17 protein-coding genes are annotated in these 16,060 nt (G+C 69.5%); 5 read left to right on the forward strand and 12 right to left on the reverse strand.

The window, feature by feature from the left end:
• Window positions 1-7: 7 nt before the first annotated feature.
• The 8 genes from tolR to DFP85_RS01410 form a co-directional block, all read right to left on the reverse strand.
• Window positions 8-448 (reverse strand): protein TolR, encoded by a 441-nt coding sequence (tolR, locus tag DFP85_RS01375; protein WP_106230913.1) that lies wholly within the window; start codon window positions 446-448, stop codon window positions 8-10.
• A gap of 13 nt (window positions 449-461) precedes the next feature.
• Window positions 462-1,157, reverse strand: coding sequence for a protein TolQ (gene tolQ, locus DFP85_RS01380; protein WP_412930192.1), 696 nt, complete (start codon window positions 1,155-1,157; stop codon window positions 462-464).
• A 41-nt stretch (window positions 1,158-1,198) separates the two neighbouring features.
• Complete coding sequence (gene ruvB / locus DFP85_RS01385) at window positions 1,199-2,215, reverse strand: Holliday junction branch migration DNA helicase RuvB (protein WP_133634200.1); 1,017 nt, start codon at window positions 2,213-2,215, stop codon at window positions 1,199-1,201.
• A 44-nt stretch (window positions 2,216-2,259) separates the two neighbouring features.
• Window positions 2,260-2,874 (reverse strand): Holliday junction branch migration protein RuvA, encoded by a 615-nt coding sequence (gene ruvA, locus DFP85_RS01390; RefSeq protein ID WP_133634202.1) that lies wholly within the window; start codon window positions 2,872-2,874, stop codon window positions 2,260-2,262.
• 141 nt (window positions 2,875-3,015) lie between these two features.
• Window positions 3,016-3,555: a crossover junction endodeoxyribonuclease RuvC gene (gene ruvC, locus DFP85_RS01395; protein WP_133634204.1), complete on the reverse strand. Its 540-nt coding sequence runs from the start codon at window positions 3,553-3,555 to the stop codon at window positions 3,016-3,018.
• A 9-nt stretch (window positions 3,556-3,564) separates the two neighbouring features.
• Window positions 3,565-4,314 carry a YebC/PmpR family DNA-binding transcriptional regulator gene (locus DFP85_RS01400; RefSeq protein ID WP_133634206.1) on the reverse strand — a complete coding sequence of 250 codons (750 nt, stop codon included), beginning with the start codon at window positions 4,312-4,314 and terminating at the stop codon, window positions 3,565-3,567.
• 84 nt (window positions 4,315-4,398) lie between these two features.
• Window positions 4,399-6,180, reverse strand: coding sequence for an aspartate--tRNA ligase (gene aspS, locus DFP85_RS01405; protein WP_133634208.1), 1,782 nt, complete (start codon window positions 6,178-6,180; stop codon window positions 4,399-4,401).
• 50 nt (window positions 6,181-6,230) lie between these two features.
• Complete coding sequence (locus DFP85_RS01410; protein ID WP_133634210.1) at window positions 6,231-6,488, reverse strand: FmdB family zinc ribbon protein; 258 nt, start codon at window positions 6,486-6,488, stop codon at window positions 6,231-6,233.
• A 213-nt stretch (window positions 6,489-6,701) separates the two neighbouring features.
• Between DFP85_RS01410 and DFP85_RS01415 the strand changes: the two genes are divergently transcribed.
• Genes DFP85_RS01415 through DFP85_RS01425 form a run of 3 tightly spaced genes read left to right on the forward strand, consistent with a single transcriptional unit; the run spans window position 6,702 to window position 9,522 of the window.
• A complete protein-coding gene (locus DFP85_RS01415; RefSeq protein WP_133634212.1) occupies window positions 6,702-7,637 on the forward strand; it encodes a D-2-hydroxyacid dehydrogenase in 936 nt (311 codons plus the stop codon).
• Window positions 7,638-7,651: 14 nt separating this feature from the next.
• Window positions 7,652-8,584, forward strand: a complete 933-nt coding sequence (locus DFP85_RS01420; RefSeq protein WP_133634214.1) for a ribokinase — start codon at window positions 7,652-7,654, stop codon at window positions 8,582-8,584.
• Entirely contained in the window at window positions 8,581-9,522 is a 942-nt protein-coding gene (locus DFP85_RS01425; RefSeq protein WP_133634216.1) for a nucleoside hydrolase, read from the forward strand. The genes DFP85_RS01420 and DFP85_RS01425 overlap by 4 nt, the downstream gene beginning before the upstream one ends.
• Window positions 9,523-9,583: 61 nt before the next feature.
• Here DFP85_RS01425 and DFP85_RS01430 read toward each other — a convergent pair whose 3' ends face one another.
• Window positions 9,584-9,856, reverse strand: coding sequence for an acylphosphatase (locus DFP85_RS01430; RefSeq protein ID WP_133634218.1), 273 nt, complete (start codon window positions 9,854-9,856; stop codon window positions 9,584-9,586).
• Window positions 9,857-10,072: 216 nt separating this feature from the next.
• On the opposite strand from DFP85_RS01430, the gene DFP85_RS01435 reads away from it, so the two are divergent.
• Entirely contained in the window at window positions 10,073-11,119 is a 1,047-nt protein-coding gene (locus DFP85_RS01435) for a Glu/Leu/Phe/Val family dehydrogenase (RefSeq protein WP_133634220.1), read from the forward strand.
• A gap of 81 nt (window positions 11,120-11,200) precedes the next feature.
• On the opposite strand, the gene DFP85_RS01440 is transcribed toward DFP85_RS01435, so the two are convergent.
• Entirely contained in the window at window positions 11,201-12,127 is a 927-nt protein-coding gene (locus DFP85_RS01440) for a YihY/virulence factor BrkB family protein (protein WP_133634222.1), read from the reverse strand.
• A gap of 139 nt (window positions 12,128-12,266) precedes the next feature.
• Between DFP85_RS01440 and DFP85_RS01445 the strand changes: the two genes are divergently transcribed.
• Window positions 12,267-13,358, forward strand: coding sequence for a bifunctional nicotinamide-nucleotide adenylyltransferase/Nudix hydroxylase (locus DFP85_RS01445; protein WP_133634224.1), 1,092 nt, complete (start codon window positions 12,267-12,269; stop codon window positions 13,356-13,358).
• 172 nt (window positions 13,359-13,530) lie between these two features.
• Here the strand turns inward: DFP85_RS01445 and DFP85_RS01450 are convergent, their stop codons facing one another.
• The gene (locus DFP85_RS01450) at window positions 13,531-14,448 is read right to left on the reverse strand and encodes a LysR substrate-binding domain-containing protein (RefSeq protein WP_106230924.1); all 918 of its coding nucleotides are present in this window, start codon (window positions 14,446-14,448) and stop codon (window positions 13,531-13,533) included.
• A gap of 94 nt (window positions 14,449-14,542) precedes the next feature.
• Window positions 14,543-15,961 carry a cardiolipin synthase gene (gene cls / locus DFP85_RS01455; RefSeq protein WP_133634226.1) on the reverse strand — a complete coding sequence of 473 codons (1,419 nt, stop codon included), beginning with the start codon at window positions 15,959-15,961 and terminating at the stop codon, window positions 14,543-14,545.
• Between the last annotated feature and the right edge of the window lie 99 nt (window positions 15,962-16,060).

The raw sequence follows: 16,060 nt of genomic DNA on the forward strand, positions 1-16,060 counted from the left end.
GGGCTCCTCAACTGTCCCCGGGGGGCGGTTCCGAGATCAGCCCGACATTGCTCACCCCCGCGGTCTGCAGGGTGCTCATCAGCGTCACCACCTGGCCGTAGGGAACGTTGCGGTCGCCGCGTACCATCACCGGGGTGCCCGGCTGGCGTTCCAGCAGGATGATCACCCGCTCGCTCACCTCGTCCAGGCTGACCGGCGTCTCGTCGTCGCCCAGGGAAATGTAGTACTGGCCGTCACGATCCACCGAGACGATGATCGGATCGCGATCCTCGGTCTCCTCGATGGGTTCGGAGCTGACCTGGGGCAGGTCGACCTGCACGCCCTGGGTGAGCATGGGCGCGGTGATCATGAAGATCACCAGCAGCACCAGCATGACGTCGATGAAGGGCACGACGTTGATCTCGCCCATGGGCTTGCGGCGCCCGCCACGATTGAAGGGTCCTAGCATGACGGCCTCTCCTTCACTCGGCGCCGGGGTCGGTCCGGCCCTGCAGGTTGCGGTGCAGGATGGAGTGGAACTCCTCGGCGAAGTCCTCGTACTTGCCCAGCAGGCGTCCGGACTCGGCGGAGAGCCGGTTGTAGAAGATCACCGCGGGAATCGCCGCGAACAGCCCCATGGCGGTGGCGATCAGGGCCTCGGCGATCCAGGGAGCCACCGTGGCCAGGGTCGCCTGCTGGGCCATGGAGAGCGACTGGAAGGAGCCCATGATGCCCCAGACGGTGCCGAACAGCCCGATGTAGGGGCTGGCCGAGGCGACCGTCGCCAGGAACACCAGGTGCAGGTTGAGGCGGTCCTCCTCGCGGGACCAGGCCACGCGCATGCTGCGCTGGACCCCCTCGAGGATCGCCTGGGGGCTGCGGGTCTTGGCCAGCAGGCGGTTGAACTCCCGGAAGCCGGCACGAAAGACGTGCTCGGCCCCCTGCGTCTCCTGTTCGGCGGGCGTCTCGCGATAGAGCTCGTTGAGGTCCACGCCGGACCAGAAGCGCTCCTCGAAGACCCGATGGGCCTTGCGCGCCCGGCGCATCACGAAGGTGCGCTGGAAGATCACCACCCAGGAGAGGATGGAGCCGATCACCAGGATCAGCATCACCATCTGCACCACGCCGCTGGCGTTCATGATCAGGTGGGGTATGGACATGGAGTCGTTCACGGGCATCCTCGTCGGTCTTGGTCAGTCGTCACGGGAGTGGGGGTCCGCTAGTCGGGCGCCCGCTCGTGGGGCGCCATGTCGAAGTGTTGCCAGGCCTGACGGGTCACCACCCGGCCACGGGCGGTGCGCATCATCAGGCCCTGCTGGATCAGGTAGGGTTCGATGACGTCCTCGATGGTGTCGCGCTCCTCGCCGATCGCCGCGGCCAGCGAGTCGATGCCCACCGGGCCGCCGTCGAACTTCTCGATCATCGCCAGCAGCAGGCGCCGGTCCATGTGGTCGAGGCCGTGGTGGTCGACGTGGAGCATGTTCAGCGCCAGGTCGGCGATCTCGGCATCCACGCGGCCTTGGGCACGCACCTCGGCGAAGTCGCGCACCCGGCGCAACAGCCGGTTGGCGATGCGCGGGGTGCCGCGGGAACGGCGCGCGACCTCCCGGGCGCCCTCCCGGTCGCTCTCGACCCCCAGCAGCCGCGCGGAGCGCACGACGATCTCGGTGAGCTCGTCGATGCTGTAGAACTCCAGGCGCTGGACGATGCCGAAGCGGTCGCGCAACGGCGAGGTCAAAAGGCCCGCCCGGGTGGTGGCGCCGACCAGCGTGAAGGGTGGAAGGTCGAGCTTGATCGAGCGCGCCGCCGGCCCCTCGCCGATGACGATATCGAGCTGGAAGTCCTCCATGGCGGGATAGAGGATCTCCTCCACCACCGGCGACAGGCGATGGATCTCGTCGATGAAGAGCACGTCGCCGGGCTGCAGGTTGGTGAGCATGGCGGCGAGGTCGCCGGCCCGCTCGAGCACCGGTCCCGAGGTGGACTTGAGCCCCACCCCCATCTCGGCGGCGACGATGTTGGCGAGCGTCGTCTTGCCGAGCCCCGGCGGGCCGAACACCAGGGTATGGTCGAGGCTCTCCTCGCGGCCGCGGGCGGCGCTGATGAAGATGTCGAGCTGCTCGCGTACCCGCGGCTGGCCGATGTAGTCGGCGAGCCGCTTCGGCCGGATGGCATGGTCGACGCCGCCCTCGCCCTCGCGGGGGTCGGCGGCGATCAGGCGATCACTCTCGAGCATGGCGGACATCCGGCATCGAATGAAAGCGTGGAGGCGTCATCGGTTCACCCCGCGAGGCGGCGGGTCAGGGCCGCCTTGATCATGGCCTCGGTGGAGCCGGCCTCCTCGAGGCCGACCAGCATGCGGGCCGCTTCGGTGGGCTTGTAGCCGAGGCTGACCAGCGCCGCCTCGGCATCGGCGACGGGGTCCGTGACCCCGGACGACACGCTGCCGGTCGGCACCTGGGTGCCAACGGCCAGTTCGCCCGGCTGTTCCCAGTGGGGAAAGCGGTCGCGCATCTCGATGATCAGCCGCTCGGCGGTCTTCTTGCCCACCCCCGGCAGCCGGGTCAGCGCCTTGACGTCGTCGTCCATCACGCAGCGCACGAAGGCCTCCTCGTCCATGCCGGAGAGGATGCCCAGGGCGAGCCTGGGGCCGATGCCGTTGACCTTGATCAGCGCCCGGAAGAGCGAGCGCTCCTGCTCCCGGGCGAAGCCGTAGAGCAGGTGGGCATCATCCCGGATGGTCAGGTGGGTGTAGAGCGATACCGGCTCCCCGGTGCCGGGCATGGCCACCAGGGTGGTCATGGAGGCTTCCAGCTCGTAGCCGACACCGGCCACGTCCACCACCATCCAGGGGGGCTGTTTCTCGAGCAGGGTGCCTCGCAGGCGTCCTATCATGGAAGATCGCTGTCCCTTGGGTTGGAGTCCATCGCGGCCCGCGGGGCCGTCATCGGGCCACTATACTGTTCGCCCGAGCCGCATGCCAGCCCGCGGGAACAGCGTTCGACAATGCGCCACCGTCGCCTCGCGGCGACAGCGTCACGGGCGGAAGTCACGCCAGGCGCCCCCCTTGCGACGGCTGCGGTGCCCGCCGAAGCTTCCCTCGCGCACCAGCCCCAGGCGGGCATGGGCATGGGTGAGCGCGATGGCCAGGGCGTCGGCGGCATCCGCCTGGGGTGTAGCCGAGAGGCCGAGGATCGCCGTCACCATGTGCTGGACCTGGGCCTTGTCGGCGCTACCGCTGCCGGCCACCGCCTGCTTGATCTGGCGAGGGCCGTACTCGCTGACCGGCAGGCCATGGTTAGCGGCGCAGACGATGGCCGTGCCGCGTGCCTGGCCGAGCTTGAGGGCGGAGTCGGCATTCTTCGACATGAATACCTGCTCGATGGCGAACTCCCCGGGGGCATGCACCGCGATCAGCTCGCCGACCCCGGCATAGACCTGGGCCAGCCGTTGGGCCAGGTCGTCGGCCTGGATGCGGATGCAGCCGCTGGCCACGTAGCGCGGCGTGGTCGTGGTGACGTCCAGCACCCCGTAGCCGGTGATCCGCGAGCCGGGGTCGATGCCGAGGATCAGCATCCGCAGGGCTCAGTCGAACTGGTCGAGGACATCGTCGGCGAACTCCGCGTTGGTGGTGACGTTCTGGACATCGTCCAGGTCCTCGAGCATGTCGAGCAGCTTGAGGACCCGGCCGGCGAGTTCCGCCTCGGCGATGGGCGTGGTGGTTTCCGGATAGAGCCCCACATCGCTCTGCTCGGGCGCGATCCCCGCCGCGACGAGGGCATCCTTCACCCGGCCGAAGGAGTCGGGCGTGGTGACCACCTCGAGGCGACCATCGTCACGGACCTCGATCTCCTCGGGCTCCGCTTCCAGGGTGGCCTCGATGGCGGCTTCCTCGGTGACGCCCTCGGGCAACAGCAGGCGCCCCTGACGGTGGAACATGAAGGCCACCGAGCCGGTGGTACCGAGGTTGCCGCCATGCTTGCCGAAGGCATGTCGCACCTCGGAGACAGTCCGATTGCGGTTATCGGTCAGGCACTCGACCATCACCGCGACCCCCTCGGGCCCATAGCCCTCATAGACGCACTCCTCCATGGCGTCGCCGTCGGCATTGCCGGCCCCCCGGTCCACCGCCCGCTGAAGGGTCTCCTTGGTCATGTTGTTGGCCAGCGCCTTGTCGATGGCGGCGCGCAGTCGCGGGTTGTCGGCCGGCTCCGGCCCGCCCTGGCGTGCCGCCACGCTCAGTTCACGGATCAGCTTGTTGAAGATCTTGCCCCGCCTGGCGTCCTGGGCCGCCTTGCGGTGCTTGATATTGGCCCACTTGCTATGGCCTGCCATCGCGTCCTCCTTGCCGAATCGGGAAGTCAAGACAGCACCGGCGCCCCGGGGCGCCGGTGGGATGTCATCGGGTCGGGGTCGCCGTCACTCGCCGGCGGTCTCCGCCTTGGCCTTCTGGCGCAGGCGGATGTTGAGCTCCTTGAGCTGCTCGGCGCTCACCTCGCCCGGCGCCTCGGTCAGCAGGCAGGCCGCGCTCTGGGTCTTCGGGAAGGCGATCACCTCGCGGATGGTCTTCGCCCCGCTCATCAGCATCACCAGCCGGTCGAGGCCGAAGGCCAGGCCGCCATGGGGCGGTGCGCCGTACTGCAGGGCGTCGAGCAGGAAGCCGAACTTCTCGCGGGCCTCCTCCTCGCCGATGCCCAGCACCTCGAGCACGGTCTGCTGCATCGCCTGGTCGTGGATACGGATCGAACCGCCGCCCAGCTCGGTGCCGTTGAGGACCATGTCATAGGCCCGAGAGAGCGCGGAGGCCGGGTGGGCCTTGAGGGTCTCGGCGTCGCAGGAGGGGGCGGTGAAGGGATGGTGCAGGGCCTGCAGGCGGGCGCTGCCGTCCTCCTCGAACATCGGGAAGTCGACCACCCACAGCGGGGCCCACTCGGCGGTATAGAGGGCGAGGTCCTCGCCGAGGCGCACGCGCAGCGCCCCCAGGGCCTCGTTGACGATCCGCGCCTTGTCGGCGCCGAAGAAGATGATGTCGCCGTCCTCGGCGCCCACCCGGTCCAGCAGCTGCTCGACCACGCCTTCCATGAACTTGACGATGGGCGACTGAAGGCCCTCCAGCCCCTTGGCACGCTCGTTGACCTTGATCCAGGCCAGCCCGCGGGCGCCGTAGATGCCGACGAACCGGGTGTAGTCGTCGATCTCCTTGCGGGACAGGCTGGCGCCGCCCTTGACCTTGAGGGCGGCGACGCGACCGTCCTCGGCGTTGGCGGGACCGGAGAAGACCTTGAAGTCGACGTCCTTCATCAGGTCATCGACGTCGGTGAGCTCCAGCGGGATGCGCAGGTCCGGCTTGTCGGAGCCGAAGCGGCTCATTGCCTCGGCGTAGGGCATGCGCGGGAAGGCGGGCAGCTCGACGTCGAGCACCTCCTGGAAGAGCTGGCGGACCATCGCCTCGGTGATCGACATGATGTCCTCCTCCTCGACGAAGGAGGCCTCGAGGTCGATCTGGGTGAACTCGGGCTGGCGGTCGGCGCGCAGGTCCTCGTCCCGGAAGCACTTGGCGATCTGGTAGTAGCGGTCGAAGCCCGACACCATCAGCAGCTGCTTGAACAGCTGCGGCGACTGCGGCAGCGCGAAGAAGCTGCCCGGATGGGTGCGGCTCGGCACCAGGTAGTCGCGCGCGCCCTCGGGGGTGGCGCGAGTCAGGATCGGGGTCTCGATGTCCAGGAAGCCCTGCCCCTCGAGGAAGGCGCGCACGCTATGGGAGATGCGCGAGCGCAGGCGCAGTTTCTCGATCATCTCCGGGCGGCGCAGGTCGATGTAGCGGTGCTTGAGGCGCACCTCCTCGCCCACCTTGCCATGCTCGTCGAGCTGGAAGGGCGGCGTGGCGGCGGTGTTGAGGACCTCGACCTCCCTGGCCAGCACCTCGATCAGGCCGGTGGGCATGTTGGGGTTCTGGGTGCCCTCGGGACGCAGCCTGACGCGACCGACGATGCGCAGCACATACTCGCTGCGGGCGCGGTCGGCATTGGCGAAGGCCTCGGCGGTATCGGGGTCGACCACGACCTGGGCGATGCCGTCGCGATCGCGCATGTCGAGGAAGATCACGCCCCCATGGTCACGGCGGCGGTGGACCCAGCCGCACAGGGTGACCGTCTGATCCACCAGGGTCTCGTTCAGCTGGCCGCAATAATGGCTGCGCATGTCAAATCCTGTTCTGTTGCGTGAAGTGGTGAAAGGCAACGTCGGGCGGCTCAGGCCGCCGCCCCGTCCTTGCTCGGTGTCTTGTCGGCCTTGCCGCCCTCGCCGCCGGCCAGGTTCTTCTTGCTGCCGGTCTTGAAATCGGTCTCGTACCAGCCGCCGCCGGCCAGCCGGAACCCGGCCGCGGAGACCAGGCGATTGAGCTCCGCCGCCTCGCAGGCCGGACAGTCCCTCAGCGGCTCGGCGCTGATCTTCTGGAGCTTCTCCAGGCGGTGGCCGCAGGCCTTGCACTCGTATTCGTAGATGGGCATGGTTTGATCACTCCCGGTGTAATGACATTACCCATGGGTCAAGCACGGGCAGGGGCATCCACCGCCTCGCGCTACCGTGGTGCGATATAGGGCCGGCCCGCGGAGATTCCAAGCCTGCCTCGAAAGCCGGCTATTATAGCCTGTCGCGCCGGGCAAGGCCCACCCCTGCCACGGCCCGTTGCCCGACTCGCCTGCATCGACAAGGAAAAATGCATGAAAGCCGTCATCCTCGACGCCGCCAGCCTGGGTCCCGACATCGACCTGGCCCCGATTCGCCAGCATCTCGACACCCTGGACGTGCATGACCAGAGCACGCGCGACCAGGCCGCCGAACGGCTCGCCGGCGCCGAGGTGGCCATCGTCAACAAGGTGGTGCTCGATGCCCAGACCCTCGATGCCCTGCCCGCGCTGCGGCTGATCTGCGTGCTCGCCACCGGCACCAACAACATCGACATGGCCGCGGCCAAGCGCCTGGGCATCGCCGTGAAGAACGTGACCGCCTACGGCACGGCCAGCGTGGCCCAGCACACCCTGATGCTGATGCTGGCCCTGGCCACCCGGCTGCCCCTCTACCAGCGCGACGTGGCGGAGGGACGCTGGAACCAGAGCCCCTTCTTCTGCCTGATGGGCCACACGACCCTGCAGCTGGAAGGCAAGCGGCTGGTGATCGTCGGCCAGGGCGAGCTGGGCTCGAAGGTGGCGCGCCTGGCCCAGGCCTTCGGCATGCACGTCGACTTCGCCGCGCGCCCCGGCAACGAGGCCCATGACAGCCGCCCCGGACTTCGCGAACTGGCGCCCGAGGCGGACGTGATCAGCCTGCACTGCCCCCTCACCGAGGCCACTCGCCACCTGGTCGACGAGGCCCTGCTCGCCAGCCTCAAGCCCGACGCCCTGCTGGTCAACTGCGCCCGGGGCGGGATCATCGACGAGCAGGCGGCCCTCGAGGCCCTGCGCCGGGGCCGCCTGGGCGGGCTCGGCGTCGACGTGCTGCCGGAGGAGCCGCCGCGCGACGGGCACCCGCTGCTCGACGCCCTGGACGAGCCGCTCAACCTGATCGTCACGCCCCACAACGCCTGGATCACCCCCGAGGCCCGCCAGCGCATCGTGGCCCTCACCGCCGACAACCTGCGCGGCTGGCAGGAAGGCTGAGCGAGGAGGCTGCCATGCTGCACAACTACGGTTCCATCAACCTCGACCACTTCTACCGTGTCCCCCACCTGGTGCGCCCCGGCGAGACCCTCGCCAGCCGCGACTACCGGGTCGGGCTGGGGGGCAAGGGAGCCAACCAGTCGCTGGCCATGGCGCGTGCCGGCGGGCGGGTCCGCCACTGGGGGCGCCTGGGTCACCAGGATGCCTGGGCCCGCGAGCTGCTGGGCCGTGCCGGAGTGGAGGTGGAGGCGATCGCCCTGGTCGACGAGCCCAGCGGCCACGCCATCATCCAGGTGGACGACCGTGGCGAGAACGCCATCATCCTCTTCCCGGGCGCCAACCATGGCACCACGGAGCAGGACCTCGACGCGCACTTCGCCACGGCCTCCCCCGGGGACTGGCTGCTGGCCCAGAACGAGTGCAATGCCCTGCCCCGGGTGATGGAGCGCGCCGCCGAGGCGGGCCTGAACATCGCCTTCAATCCCGCACCGATGAGCGATGCGGTGCTCGAGCTGCCCCTGGCCCACTGCCGGCTGCTGTTCGTCAACCGCGGCGAGGCCGCCTGGCTCGCCGGCCTGGATGAGACCTCCCCGCCCGAGGCCTTGCTGGACGGCCTCGCTCGCCGCCTGCCCGGCTGCGAGACGGTGCTGACTCTGGGCGGCGAGGGTGCCTGGTACCAGTCCGGCGACGAGCGCCACTTCCAGCCGGCCCTGCCGGTCACCGCGCGGGACACCACCGCGGCCGGTGACACCTTCATCGGCTACTTTCTGGCCGCCCTGCAGCAGGGACGGCCGGTGACCGACTGCCTGATGCGGGCCGCCACCGCCGCCGCCCTGGGGGTGCAGGTCGCCGGCGCCGCCGAGAGCATTCCCGAGGCGACGGCGGTCGAACGCGCCCTGCGCGACGGCCCGCCCGCACCCCACCGCCACGACGAGGAGGCACCGTGAGCCATCCGATCATCTTCGACACCGACCCCGGCGTCGATGACGCCCAGGCCATCGCCATCGCCCTGCGCCATCCCGAGCTCGACCTGCTGGGGCTGACCACCACCTACGGCAACGTGGACGTGGAGACCGCCACCCACAATGCCCTGCTGCTCGCCGAGCTTGCCGGGCGAGAGGTTCCCGTGGCCCAGGGCGCCGCGGCACCGCTGGTCAAGGCGCGCCATCCGCCGCCCGCCCATATCCATGGCGCCAACGGCCTGGGCGACATCGAGCTGCCGCTGGTGAAGGGAAAGGCCGACCCGCGCAGCGCAGCACAGTTCATCGTCGACACCCTGAATGCCCGGCCCGGCGAGGTCACCCTGGTGGCGGTGGGTCCGGTGGGCAACCTGGCCGCGGCCCTGCAGCTCGACCCGACGATCATCGGGAAGGTCAAGCGGGTGGTGATCATGGGCGGCTCGATCCGCGAGGGCGGCAACGTCACCCCGGTGGCCGAGGCCAACATGTTCAACGACCCGGACGCCGCCGCGAGGGTCCTCACGGCCGGCTGGCCGCTGACCCTGGTGGGACTGGACGTCACCCACCGCTGCGTGCTCACCGGCGAGCACATGGCGCGCATCGAGGCCGGCCAGGGCGCACTCGGCAAGGTGCTGGCGGGCAGCTACGGCTTCTACCGGGACTTCTACCGGGAGTTCCTGGGCATCGATGGCTGCTGTCCCCACGACAGCTGCGCCCTGGCCTGGCTACTGCGCCCGGAGCTCTTCACCACGGGCCGCGGCCATCTGACCGTGGCGACGTCCGGTGACGCCGAGGGCCAGACGATCTTCGCCCCCGAGGGGCGCGGCTTCATCGAGGCGCGCTGGTCCCGCACGCCGCTGGTGGAGGTCTGCCTGGGCGTCGACGGCGAGGCCGTCAGCGACTGGATCGCCGATACCCTGGCCTGATGGCTGAACGGCGCCGGCAGGGCACGCGCTCCGGGCGGGCCCTGCCGGTCCCGCCCGTTCGCTAGCCGACGTGGAACTCGTCCGGCGCGTGGGTCTCGATCACCTCGAACTCCACGTGGGTGACGCGGGCACCGTCGGGCCCCTTCCACAGCCACTCGGCGAGCCGCTTGACCGCCTCGCGCTCGCCGCACATCAGCACCTCGACCCGCCCGTCCGGCAGGTTGGTCGCATGGCCGGTGATCCCGGCCCTGAGGGCCTGCTCCTGGGTCGCCCGGCGATACCAGACCCCCTGCACCTTGCCCGTCACCAGCGCCCTGGCGCAGCACTTGTCCATGGCCACCTCCTCTCTCGGTCACGATCGATCACCTGCCCCTTTCTACCAGCCGCGCCAGGCAGGCGACCAGCCCCCGGCCCTTCCCGTCCCGGGGACGATGCCCTAGTCTTGTCACTATCTCCGGACGCCACACGGCCACAAGCCCTCCGCGGCCGAGGATTCGCCCTACCCGGGCCGACACAACCACAATGATCATCCTCACGAGGGAGTTCCACCATGCCGGTCTTCGACCACCCCGAGTTCGACCACCACCAGCAGATCGTCTTCGGCAGCGACGAGGCGAGCGGCCTGCGCGCCATCATCGCCATCCACGACACCACCCGCGGCCCGGCCCTGGGCGGCCTGCGCATCTTCCCCTATGACAGCGACGCCGAGGCACTCACCGACGTGCTGCGCCTCTCCCGCGGCATGACCTACAAGTCGGCGCTGGCCGACCTGCCGCTCGGCGGCGGCAAGGCGGTGATCATCGCCGACCCGCGCCGCGACAAGACCCCGGGGCTGCTGCGCGCCATGGGCCGGCTGGTCGACGACCTGGGCGGTGCCTACATCACCGCCGAGGACTCCGGCAGCAGCGAGGCCGACATGCGGCGCATCGCCGAGGTCACCGAGAACGTCGGCGGCCTGCCCCGCCACGGTGCTGCCTCGGGCGACCCCTCGCCCTTCACGGCCTGGGGGGTGTACTGCGCCCTGAAGAGCGCCGTGCGCCACGGCCTGGGCCGCGACGACCTCGCCGGCGTGCGGGTGGCGGTGCAGGGGGTCGGCAACGTCGGCGCCCACCTGGCACGCCACATCCATGCCGCCGGCGCCCGGCTGGTGCTGACCGACGTCGATGCCGCGGCCCTGGCCCACCTCGCCGAGGAGCTCGGTGCCGAGGCCGTGGCGCCGGCCGCGATCGCCGATGCCGAGGTCGACGTCTTCGCGCCCTGCGCCCTGGGCGCCGCCCTCTCGGAAGCGGTGGTCGACCGCCTGAAGGCCAGGGTGGTCTGCGGTGCCGCCAACAACCAGCTGGCCGCTCCGGCGATCGCCGAGCGCCTGATGGCCCGCGGCATCCTCTACACCCCGGACTACGTGGCCAACGCGGGCGGGGTGATCGAGATCGCCTGGCAGCGTCGTGAGGACTACCGTCGCGAGGCCGTCATGGCGCATATCGAGGGGATCGGGGCCACCCTGGACGAGATCTTCGCCCGCGCCGATCGCGAGGGCCGGAGTCCCGCCAGCGTGGCCGACGCCCTGGCCCGGGAGCGCTTCCGCCCCGCCGGCTGAGGCGCCCGACGCGGCATGATGCCATCCCGGAGGCCGGCTATCGCCGGCCTCCGTCCCGAGCTGCGGCGAACGGCTACTCCCTCACTCCTCCAGCAGTTCGTGACGCACCAGCACCGCGGAATTGCGCGGCACCACCGCCTTGCCCGACGCCAGCAGGTGGCACTTGGTGAAGGCGGCGCCGAACAGCAGGATCAGCGAGCTGTAGTAGACCCACAGCAGGATCATCACCACCGACCCGGCCGCGCCGTAGGTCGAGGCCGTGGCCGTGTAGGCCAGGTAGACGGCGATGGCCGAGCGGCCGATGGCGAACAGCACGGCGGTGACCACCGCGCCCACCAGCACGTCCTGCCAGCGCAGCACCACATCCGGCAACACCTTGAATATGGTGGCGAAGAGCGCGGCGATCACCATGAGCGAGACCAGGAACTCGGCCCCGGTGGTCAGCAACCCGATGAAGGGCAGCAGGTCGTCGGCGGCCTGCAGCATGGCCCGAACCACCACCCCGAGCACCAGCGACACCAGCAGGATGAAGCCGATGGCGAGCACCACCGTCAGCGACAGCAGGCGGTTCTTGAGGAACTTGAGCGCGCTGTTGCTGCTGGGCCGCGCCGTCACGCCCCAGAGGGTATTCAGCGAGAACTGCATCTGGGCGAAGACGGTGGTGGCACCGACCAGCAGGGCCCCCACCCCGAGCAGGGTCGGCAGCAGGCCGGACTCCTCGATGCGCGACTGGGCCACCGCCTGCTCGATGGCGGCGGCGGCGTCATGCCCCATGGTGCCCTGCAGCTGGGCGACGATCTGCCCATGGGCGGCCTCCTCGCCGAGCACCACGCCGATCACCGTGACGGCGATGATCATGGTGGGCGCCAGGGAGAAGAGCGTATAGAAGGCCAGCGAGCCGGCATAGCTGAAGGCATTGCGCTCCAGCCACAGCTTCACGGCCCCCTGCACCACCCTCGCCCAGAACAGTCCCGCCTCCCTGAGGGTCGTCACGCTCGCCTTGATCATCCCGTTCCCCGCGTCCCTGACGTTTGCTTCAGCATACGCGAATACAGCCGATGCGCCGAGGGCGCCCCGATTGCAGCGGCCCACGGGGCTGACCATAATGGGCGCCGCCCCTCCAAGCCCCTCCCTGCCAGGAGCCCCCATGACCGCACGACAGGACGACGACAGCCCGCCCGATTTCGATTGCCTGGTGTTCATCGGCCGCTTCCAGCCTCCCCACCTGGGGCACCTGGCGGTGATCCGCGAGGCGCTGCGCCACGCCCGCCAGGTCATCGTGCTGGTGGGGTCCGCCTGGCAGGCCCGCTCGCTGCGCAACCCCTGGCGCTACGAGGAGCGCCTGCGCATGCTGCGCAGCGCCTTCGAGGAGGAGGAGAATGCCCGGCTCGAGGTCGTGCCGCTGCTGGATGCGCTCTACAACAACGACGTCTGGGTGCGCGACGTCCAGCGCAAGGTGCGCGACATCGCCTCACCCGAGCGCGCCCGGCTGCCGCGCATCGGCCTGATCGGGGCCAGTCGGGGCCAGTCCAGCTACTACCTCGCCCTCTTCCCGCAGTGGGAATCGGTCAGCGTGCCCCTGGTGGAGGGCATCTCGGCCAGCCGCATCCGCGAGCGGCTGTTCCGTTCCGCCTCCTCGGCGGAGGACTACCTCAGCACCCACGCCGCGCATGACCTGCCCCCCGGGGTGGTGGCACGGATACGCGACTTCCTGGAGGAGGTGCCCTACGGCCAGCTGGTCGAGGAGCAGCACCTGCTGGACCAGTACCGCCAGGCCTGGTCCCAGGCGCCCTACCCGCCGATCTTCGTCACCGTGAATGCCGTGGTGGTGCAGTCCGGCCACGTGCTGCTGGTCAGGCGCACGGCCGCGCCCGGCAAGGGGCTCTACGCCCTGCCCGGCGGCTTCATCAGCCCCCATGAACGGCTGATGGACGCCTGCTTGAGGGAGTTGCGCGAGCGGGTCCGCCTCAAGGTGCCCGAGGCCGTGCTCAAGGGCTCGCTGCGCGGCCAGCGGCTGTTCGACGAACCCCATCGCAGCTGGCGGGGCCGCACCCTGGCCGAGGCCTTCTACTTCGCCCTGCGTCCCGAGCAGCAGCTGCCCCAGCTCAAGCCGGTGCGCGGCGGTGACCATGCCCGCTGGGTCCCCCTCGCCGACCTCGACCCCGAGGGGCTGTTCGAGGACCACTTCTTCATCATCCAGGACTTCCTGGGACTGCCCGCCGATTTCGGCGGGCCCTGAACAGGCGTCGGCGAGCCTGAGTTGCCATCTAAAAAGGCCGGGATTTCCGAAGCGAGCGAAGAGTAGGTCAGCCACCGCCGCAGCGCAACGACCGGAGTGTAGCCTGCTACATGAGGATCGTGAGCAGCGCCGGTGGCTGACATATCGAGCGCAGCAGGAAATCACACCTTTTTCAGGCCTGGAGGAAATCGCGGGGCAGCTTCATCATCTGCCGCCACAGCTTCTCGACCCCCGGCTTGTGCACCAGCGAGCAGCGGTAGAGGCGGATCTCCAGCGGCACGTCCCACTGCTCGCCCCCGGCGCGCACCAGGCGCCCTTCCTTGAGTTCCTGGCGGATGCAGAAGTCGGGGATCCAGGCCATGCCCATGCCCTGCATCACCATGCCCTTGAGCCCCTCGGCCATGGCCGTCTCGTAGACGGTTCTCAGGCGCATGCGCAGGGGGTCGTTCTTGAGCAGCATGCGCACGCTTCGCCCCAGGAAGGCGCCCTGAGTGTAGGCCAGGTAGGGAATCGACTCCTGGCCTTCCAGCGGGAAGCGTGGCCGGCCCTGCTCGTCGGGCAGGCAGACCGGCAGCATCTTGACCTGGCCGATGGAGAAGGAAGGAAAGACCTCGGCATCGAGCTGCATGCTGGCGTAGGGATCGTAGTAGGCCAGCATCAGGTCGCAATTGCCCTCGCGCAGCACATGGATGGCATCGCCCACGTTCATCGCCACCAGGCGGGTCGGCAGCTCGCCGAGCCCCTGCTGCAGGCGGGAGATCCACTGGGGGTAGAAGCTCAGCGCCAGGGAGTGGGCGGCGACGATGTCCAGCGCCTCGTTGGCCATGGCCAGGCCGCGCAGGTGGCCGAGGCTCTCGTTGAGCTGCTCGACGATGTTGCGGGCGGTGACCAGGAACAGCTGCCCTTCGGGGGTCAGGTCCACCGGGGTGGTCGAGCGGTCGACCAGGGTCACGCCGACCGCCTGCTCCAGGGAGCGGATGCGCCGGCTGAAGGCCGGCTGGGTGACATGCCGCTGCCGGGCCGAGGCGGAAAAGCTGCGCGTGCTGGCCAGGGCGACGAAGTCTTCCAGCCACTTGGTCTCGAGGTTCACCAGGACTCCCCAGGATGTCTGCGTGGACGACTCCCGCCAGGGAGCCTTCGAAGCCCGCTAATGTACCCCAGCGGCGGCCGGGACCCAAGCCGCCTCACTGGATCGGCGAGAGCAGGTAGGCCGCCCGTGACACCAGCTTGCGCCACAGGGGACGACGCGTCAGCTCCTCGAGGGCCACGCGACGGCAGTCGGTGAAGTCATGCTCGAGCATCAGGCGCACCTCGGCGGCGAACTGCCGGTCGGGCACCACGGCGGTGATCTCGAAGTTGAGGCGGAAGGAGCGGTTGTCCAGGTTGACGGTGCCGACACTGGCGGCGACATCGTCGATCAGCATCACCTTCTGGTGCAGGAACCCCGGCTGGTAACGGTAGACCCTGACCCCGGCACGCAGCATGTCGGGCAGGAAGGAGAAGGCCGAGAGGAAGACCAGCAGGTGGTCGGGGCGTTCCGGCATCATGATGCGCACGTCCACCCCGCGCATCGCCGCCAGTCGCAGGGCATCCTGCACTCCCTGGTCGGGCACGAAGTAGGGGCTGGTGACCCAGAAGCGCTCGTGGGCACTGTGGATCGCGTGCTGCACCAGCAGGCTCGCCGTCTCCTGAGGGTCCGCCGGCCCGGAGGGCACGATCACCACGTTCTGGTTGGCCTCCTCGCTCGGCCGGGGCGTCCAGGTCAGCGAGATCATCTCGCCGGTGGCCCAGTGCCAGTCCTCCCAGAAGGCCTCCTGCAGGCCCAGCACGCTGGGGCCGGTGAGCTTGAGGTGGGTGTCGCGCCAGTGGCCATGGCGCGGGTGCTGGCCGAGGTATTCGGTGCCGACGTTGAAGCCTCCCAGCCACCCTTCCCGACCGTCGACCACCAGCACCTTGCGATGGTTGCGGAAGTTGAGCTGGAAGCGATGCTTGAGACCGCGGGAGGAGCGGAAGGCGCTGACCTCCACGCCGGCCTCGGCGAGGTCGCGGAGGAAGCGGTCACCGAGCCCGCGGCTGCCGATCTCGTCATAGAGGAAGTAGATGCGCACATCGCGCTCGGCGGCCCGCTGCAGGCGATGCTTGAGCTCGACGCCCAGGGCATCGTCGCGGACGATGAAGAACTGGATGAGGATGTACTCCTCGGCCGCCTCGATCCCGGCGAAGAGGCTGTCGAAGGTCGCCTCGCCGTCGATCAGCAGCGCCGCCCGGTTGCCGCGCGTCAGCGGCATCATCGCCAGCTGCTCCACGGCACGAATGTCCGCATCACCAGGCTCGGGCAGGTAGGGATCGAAGCGGTCGCGGTAGCGTTCCAGCAGGCGGCGCAGCACGGTATCGCGCTCGCCGCGGGCCGAGACATAGCCATAGAAGCGCGGCCGGCCGAAGATCCAGTAGGCCGGCACCGCCACGTAGGGCATGGTGATCAGCGAGATGATCCAGGCGATGGCGCCCTGGGAGGTGCGGCTGGACATCAGGGCCAGTACCGCCGAGACGAAGCCCAGCAGGTAGGTCAGGAAGATCGCCAGGCCGATCAGCCAGGAAGTCATGGTCGGATCCCCGTTCCGTGGGAGGACGGCAGTGCCGTCCGGAAAGCACTCACCTGCAGCATACCCCCAACGCGGACGGCCCCACCAGTTGGCGGGGCC

It is taken from the genome of Halomonas ventosae (genome assembly GCF_004363555.1).
GTDB lineage: Bacteria > Pseudomonadota > Gammaproteobacteria > Pseudomonadales > Halomonadaceae > Halomonas > Halomonas ventosae.

Coding starts and splice junctions, on each gene's coding strand:
- tolR (WP_106230913.1), bottom strand. CDS start 448: ATGCTAGGACCCTTCAATCGTGGCGGGCGCCGCAAGCCCATGGGCGAG.
- tolQ (WP_412930192.1), bottom strand. CDS start 1,157: ATGCCCGTGAACGACTCCATGTCCATACCCCACCTGATCATGAACGCC.
- ruvB (WP_133634200.1), bottom strand. CDS start 2,215: ATGCTCGAGAGTGATCGCCTGATCGCCGCCGACCCCCGCGAGGGCGAG.
- ruvA (WP_133634202.1), bottom strand. CDS start 2,874: ATGATAGGACGCCTGCGAGGCACCCTGCTCGAGAAACAGCCCCCCTGG.
- ruvC (WP_133634204.1), bottom strand. CDS start 3,555: ATGCTGATCCTCGGCATCGACCCCGGCTCGCGGATCACCGGCTACGGG.
- DFP85_RS01400 (WP_133634206.1), bottom strand. CDS start 4,314: ATGGCAGGCCATAGCAAGTGGGCCAATATCAAGCACCGCAAGGCGGCC.
- aspS (WP_133634208.1), bottom strand. CDS start 6,180: ATGCGCAGCCATTATTGCGGCCAGCTGAACGAGACCCTGGTGGATCAG.
- DFP85_RS01410 (WP_133634210.1), bottom strand. CDS start 6,488: ATGCCCATCTACGAATACGAGTGCAAGGCCTGCGGCCACCGCCTGGAG.
- DFP85_RS01415 (WP_133634212.1), top strand. CDS start 6,702: ATGAAAGCCGTCATCCTCGACGCCGCCAGCCTGGGTCCCGACATCGAC.
- DFP85_RS01420 (WP_133634214.1), top strand. CDS start 7,652: ATGCTGCACAACTACGGTTCCATCAACCTCGACCACTTCTACCGTGTC.
- DFP85_RS01430 (WP_133634218.1), bottom strand. CDS start 9,856: ATGGACAAGTGCTGCGCCAGGGCGCTGGTGACGGGCAAGGTGCAGGGG.
- DFP85_RS01435 (WP_133634220.1), top strand. CDS start 10,073: ATGCCGGTCTTCGACCACCCCGAGTTCGACCACCACCAGCAGATCGTC.
- DFP85_RS01440 (WP_133634222.1), bottom strand. CDS start 12,127: ATGATCAAGGCGAGCGTGACGACCCTCAGGGAGGCGGGACTGTTCTGG.
- DFP85_RS01445 (WP_133634224.1), top strand. CDS start 12,267: ATGACCGCACGACAGGACGACGACAGCCCGCCCGATTTCGATTGCCTG.
- cls (WP_133634226.1), bottom strand. CDS start 15,961: ATGACTTCCTGGCTGATCGGCCTGGCGATCTTCCTGACCTACCTGCTG.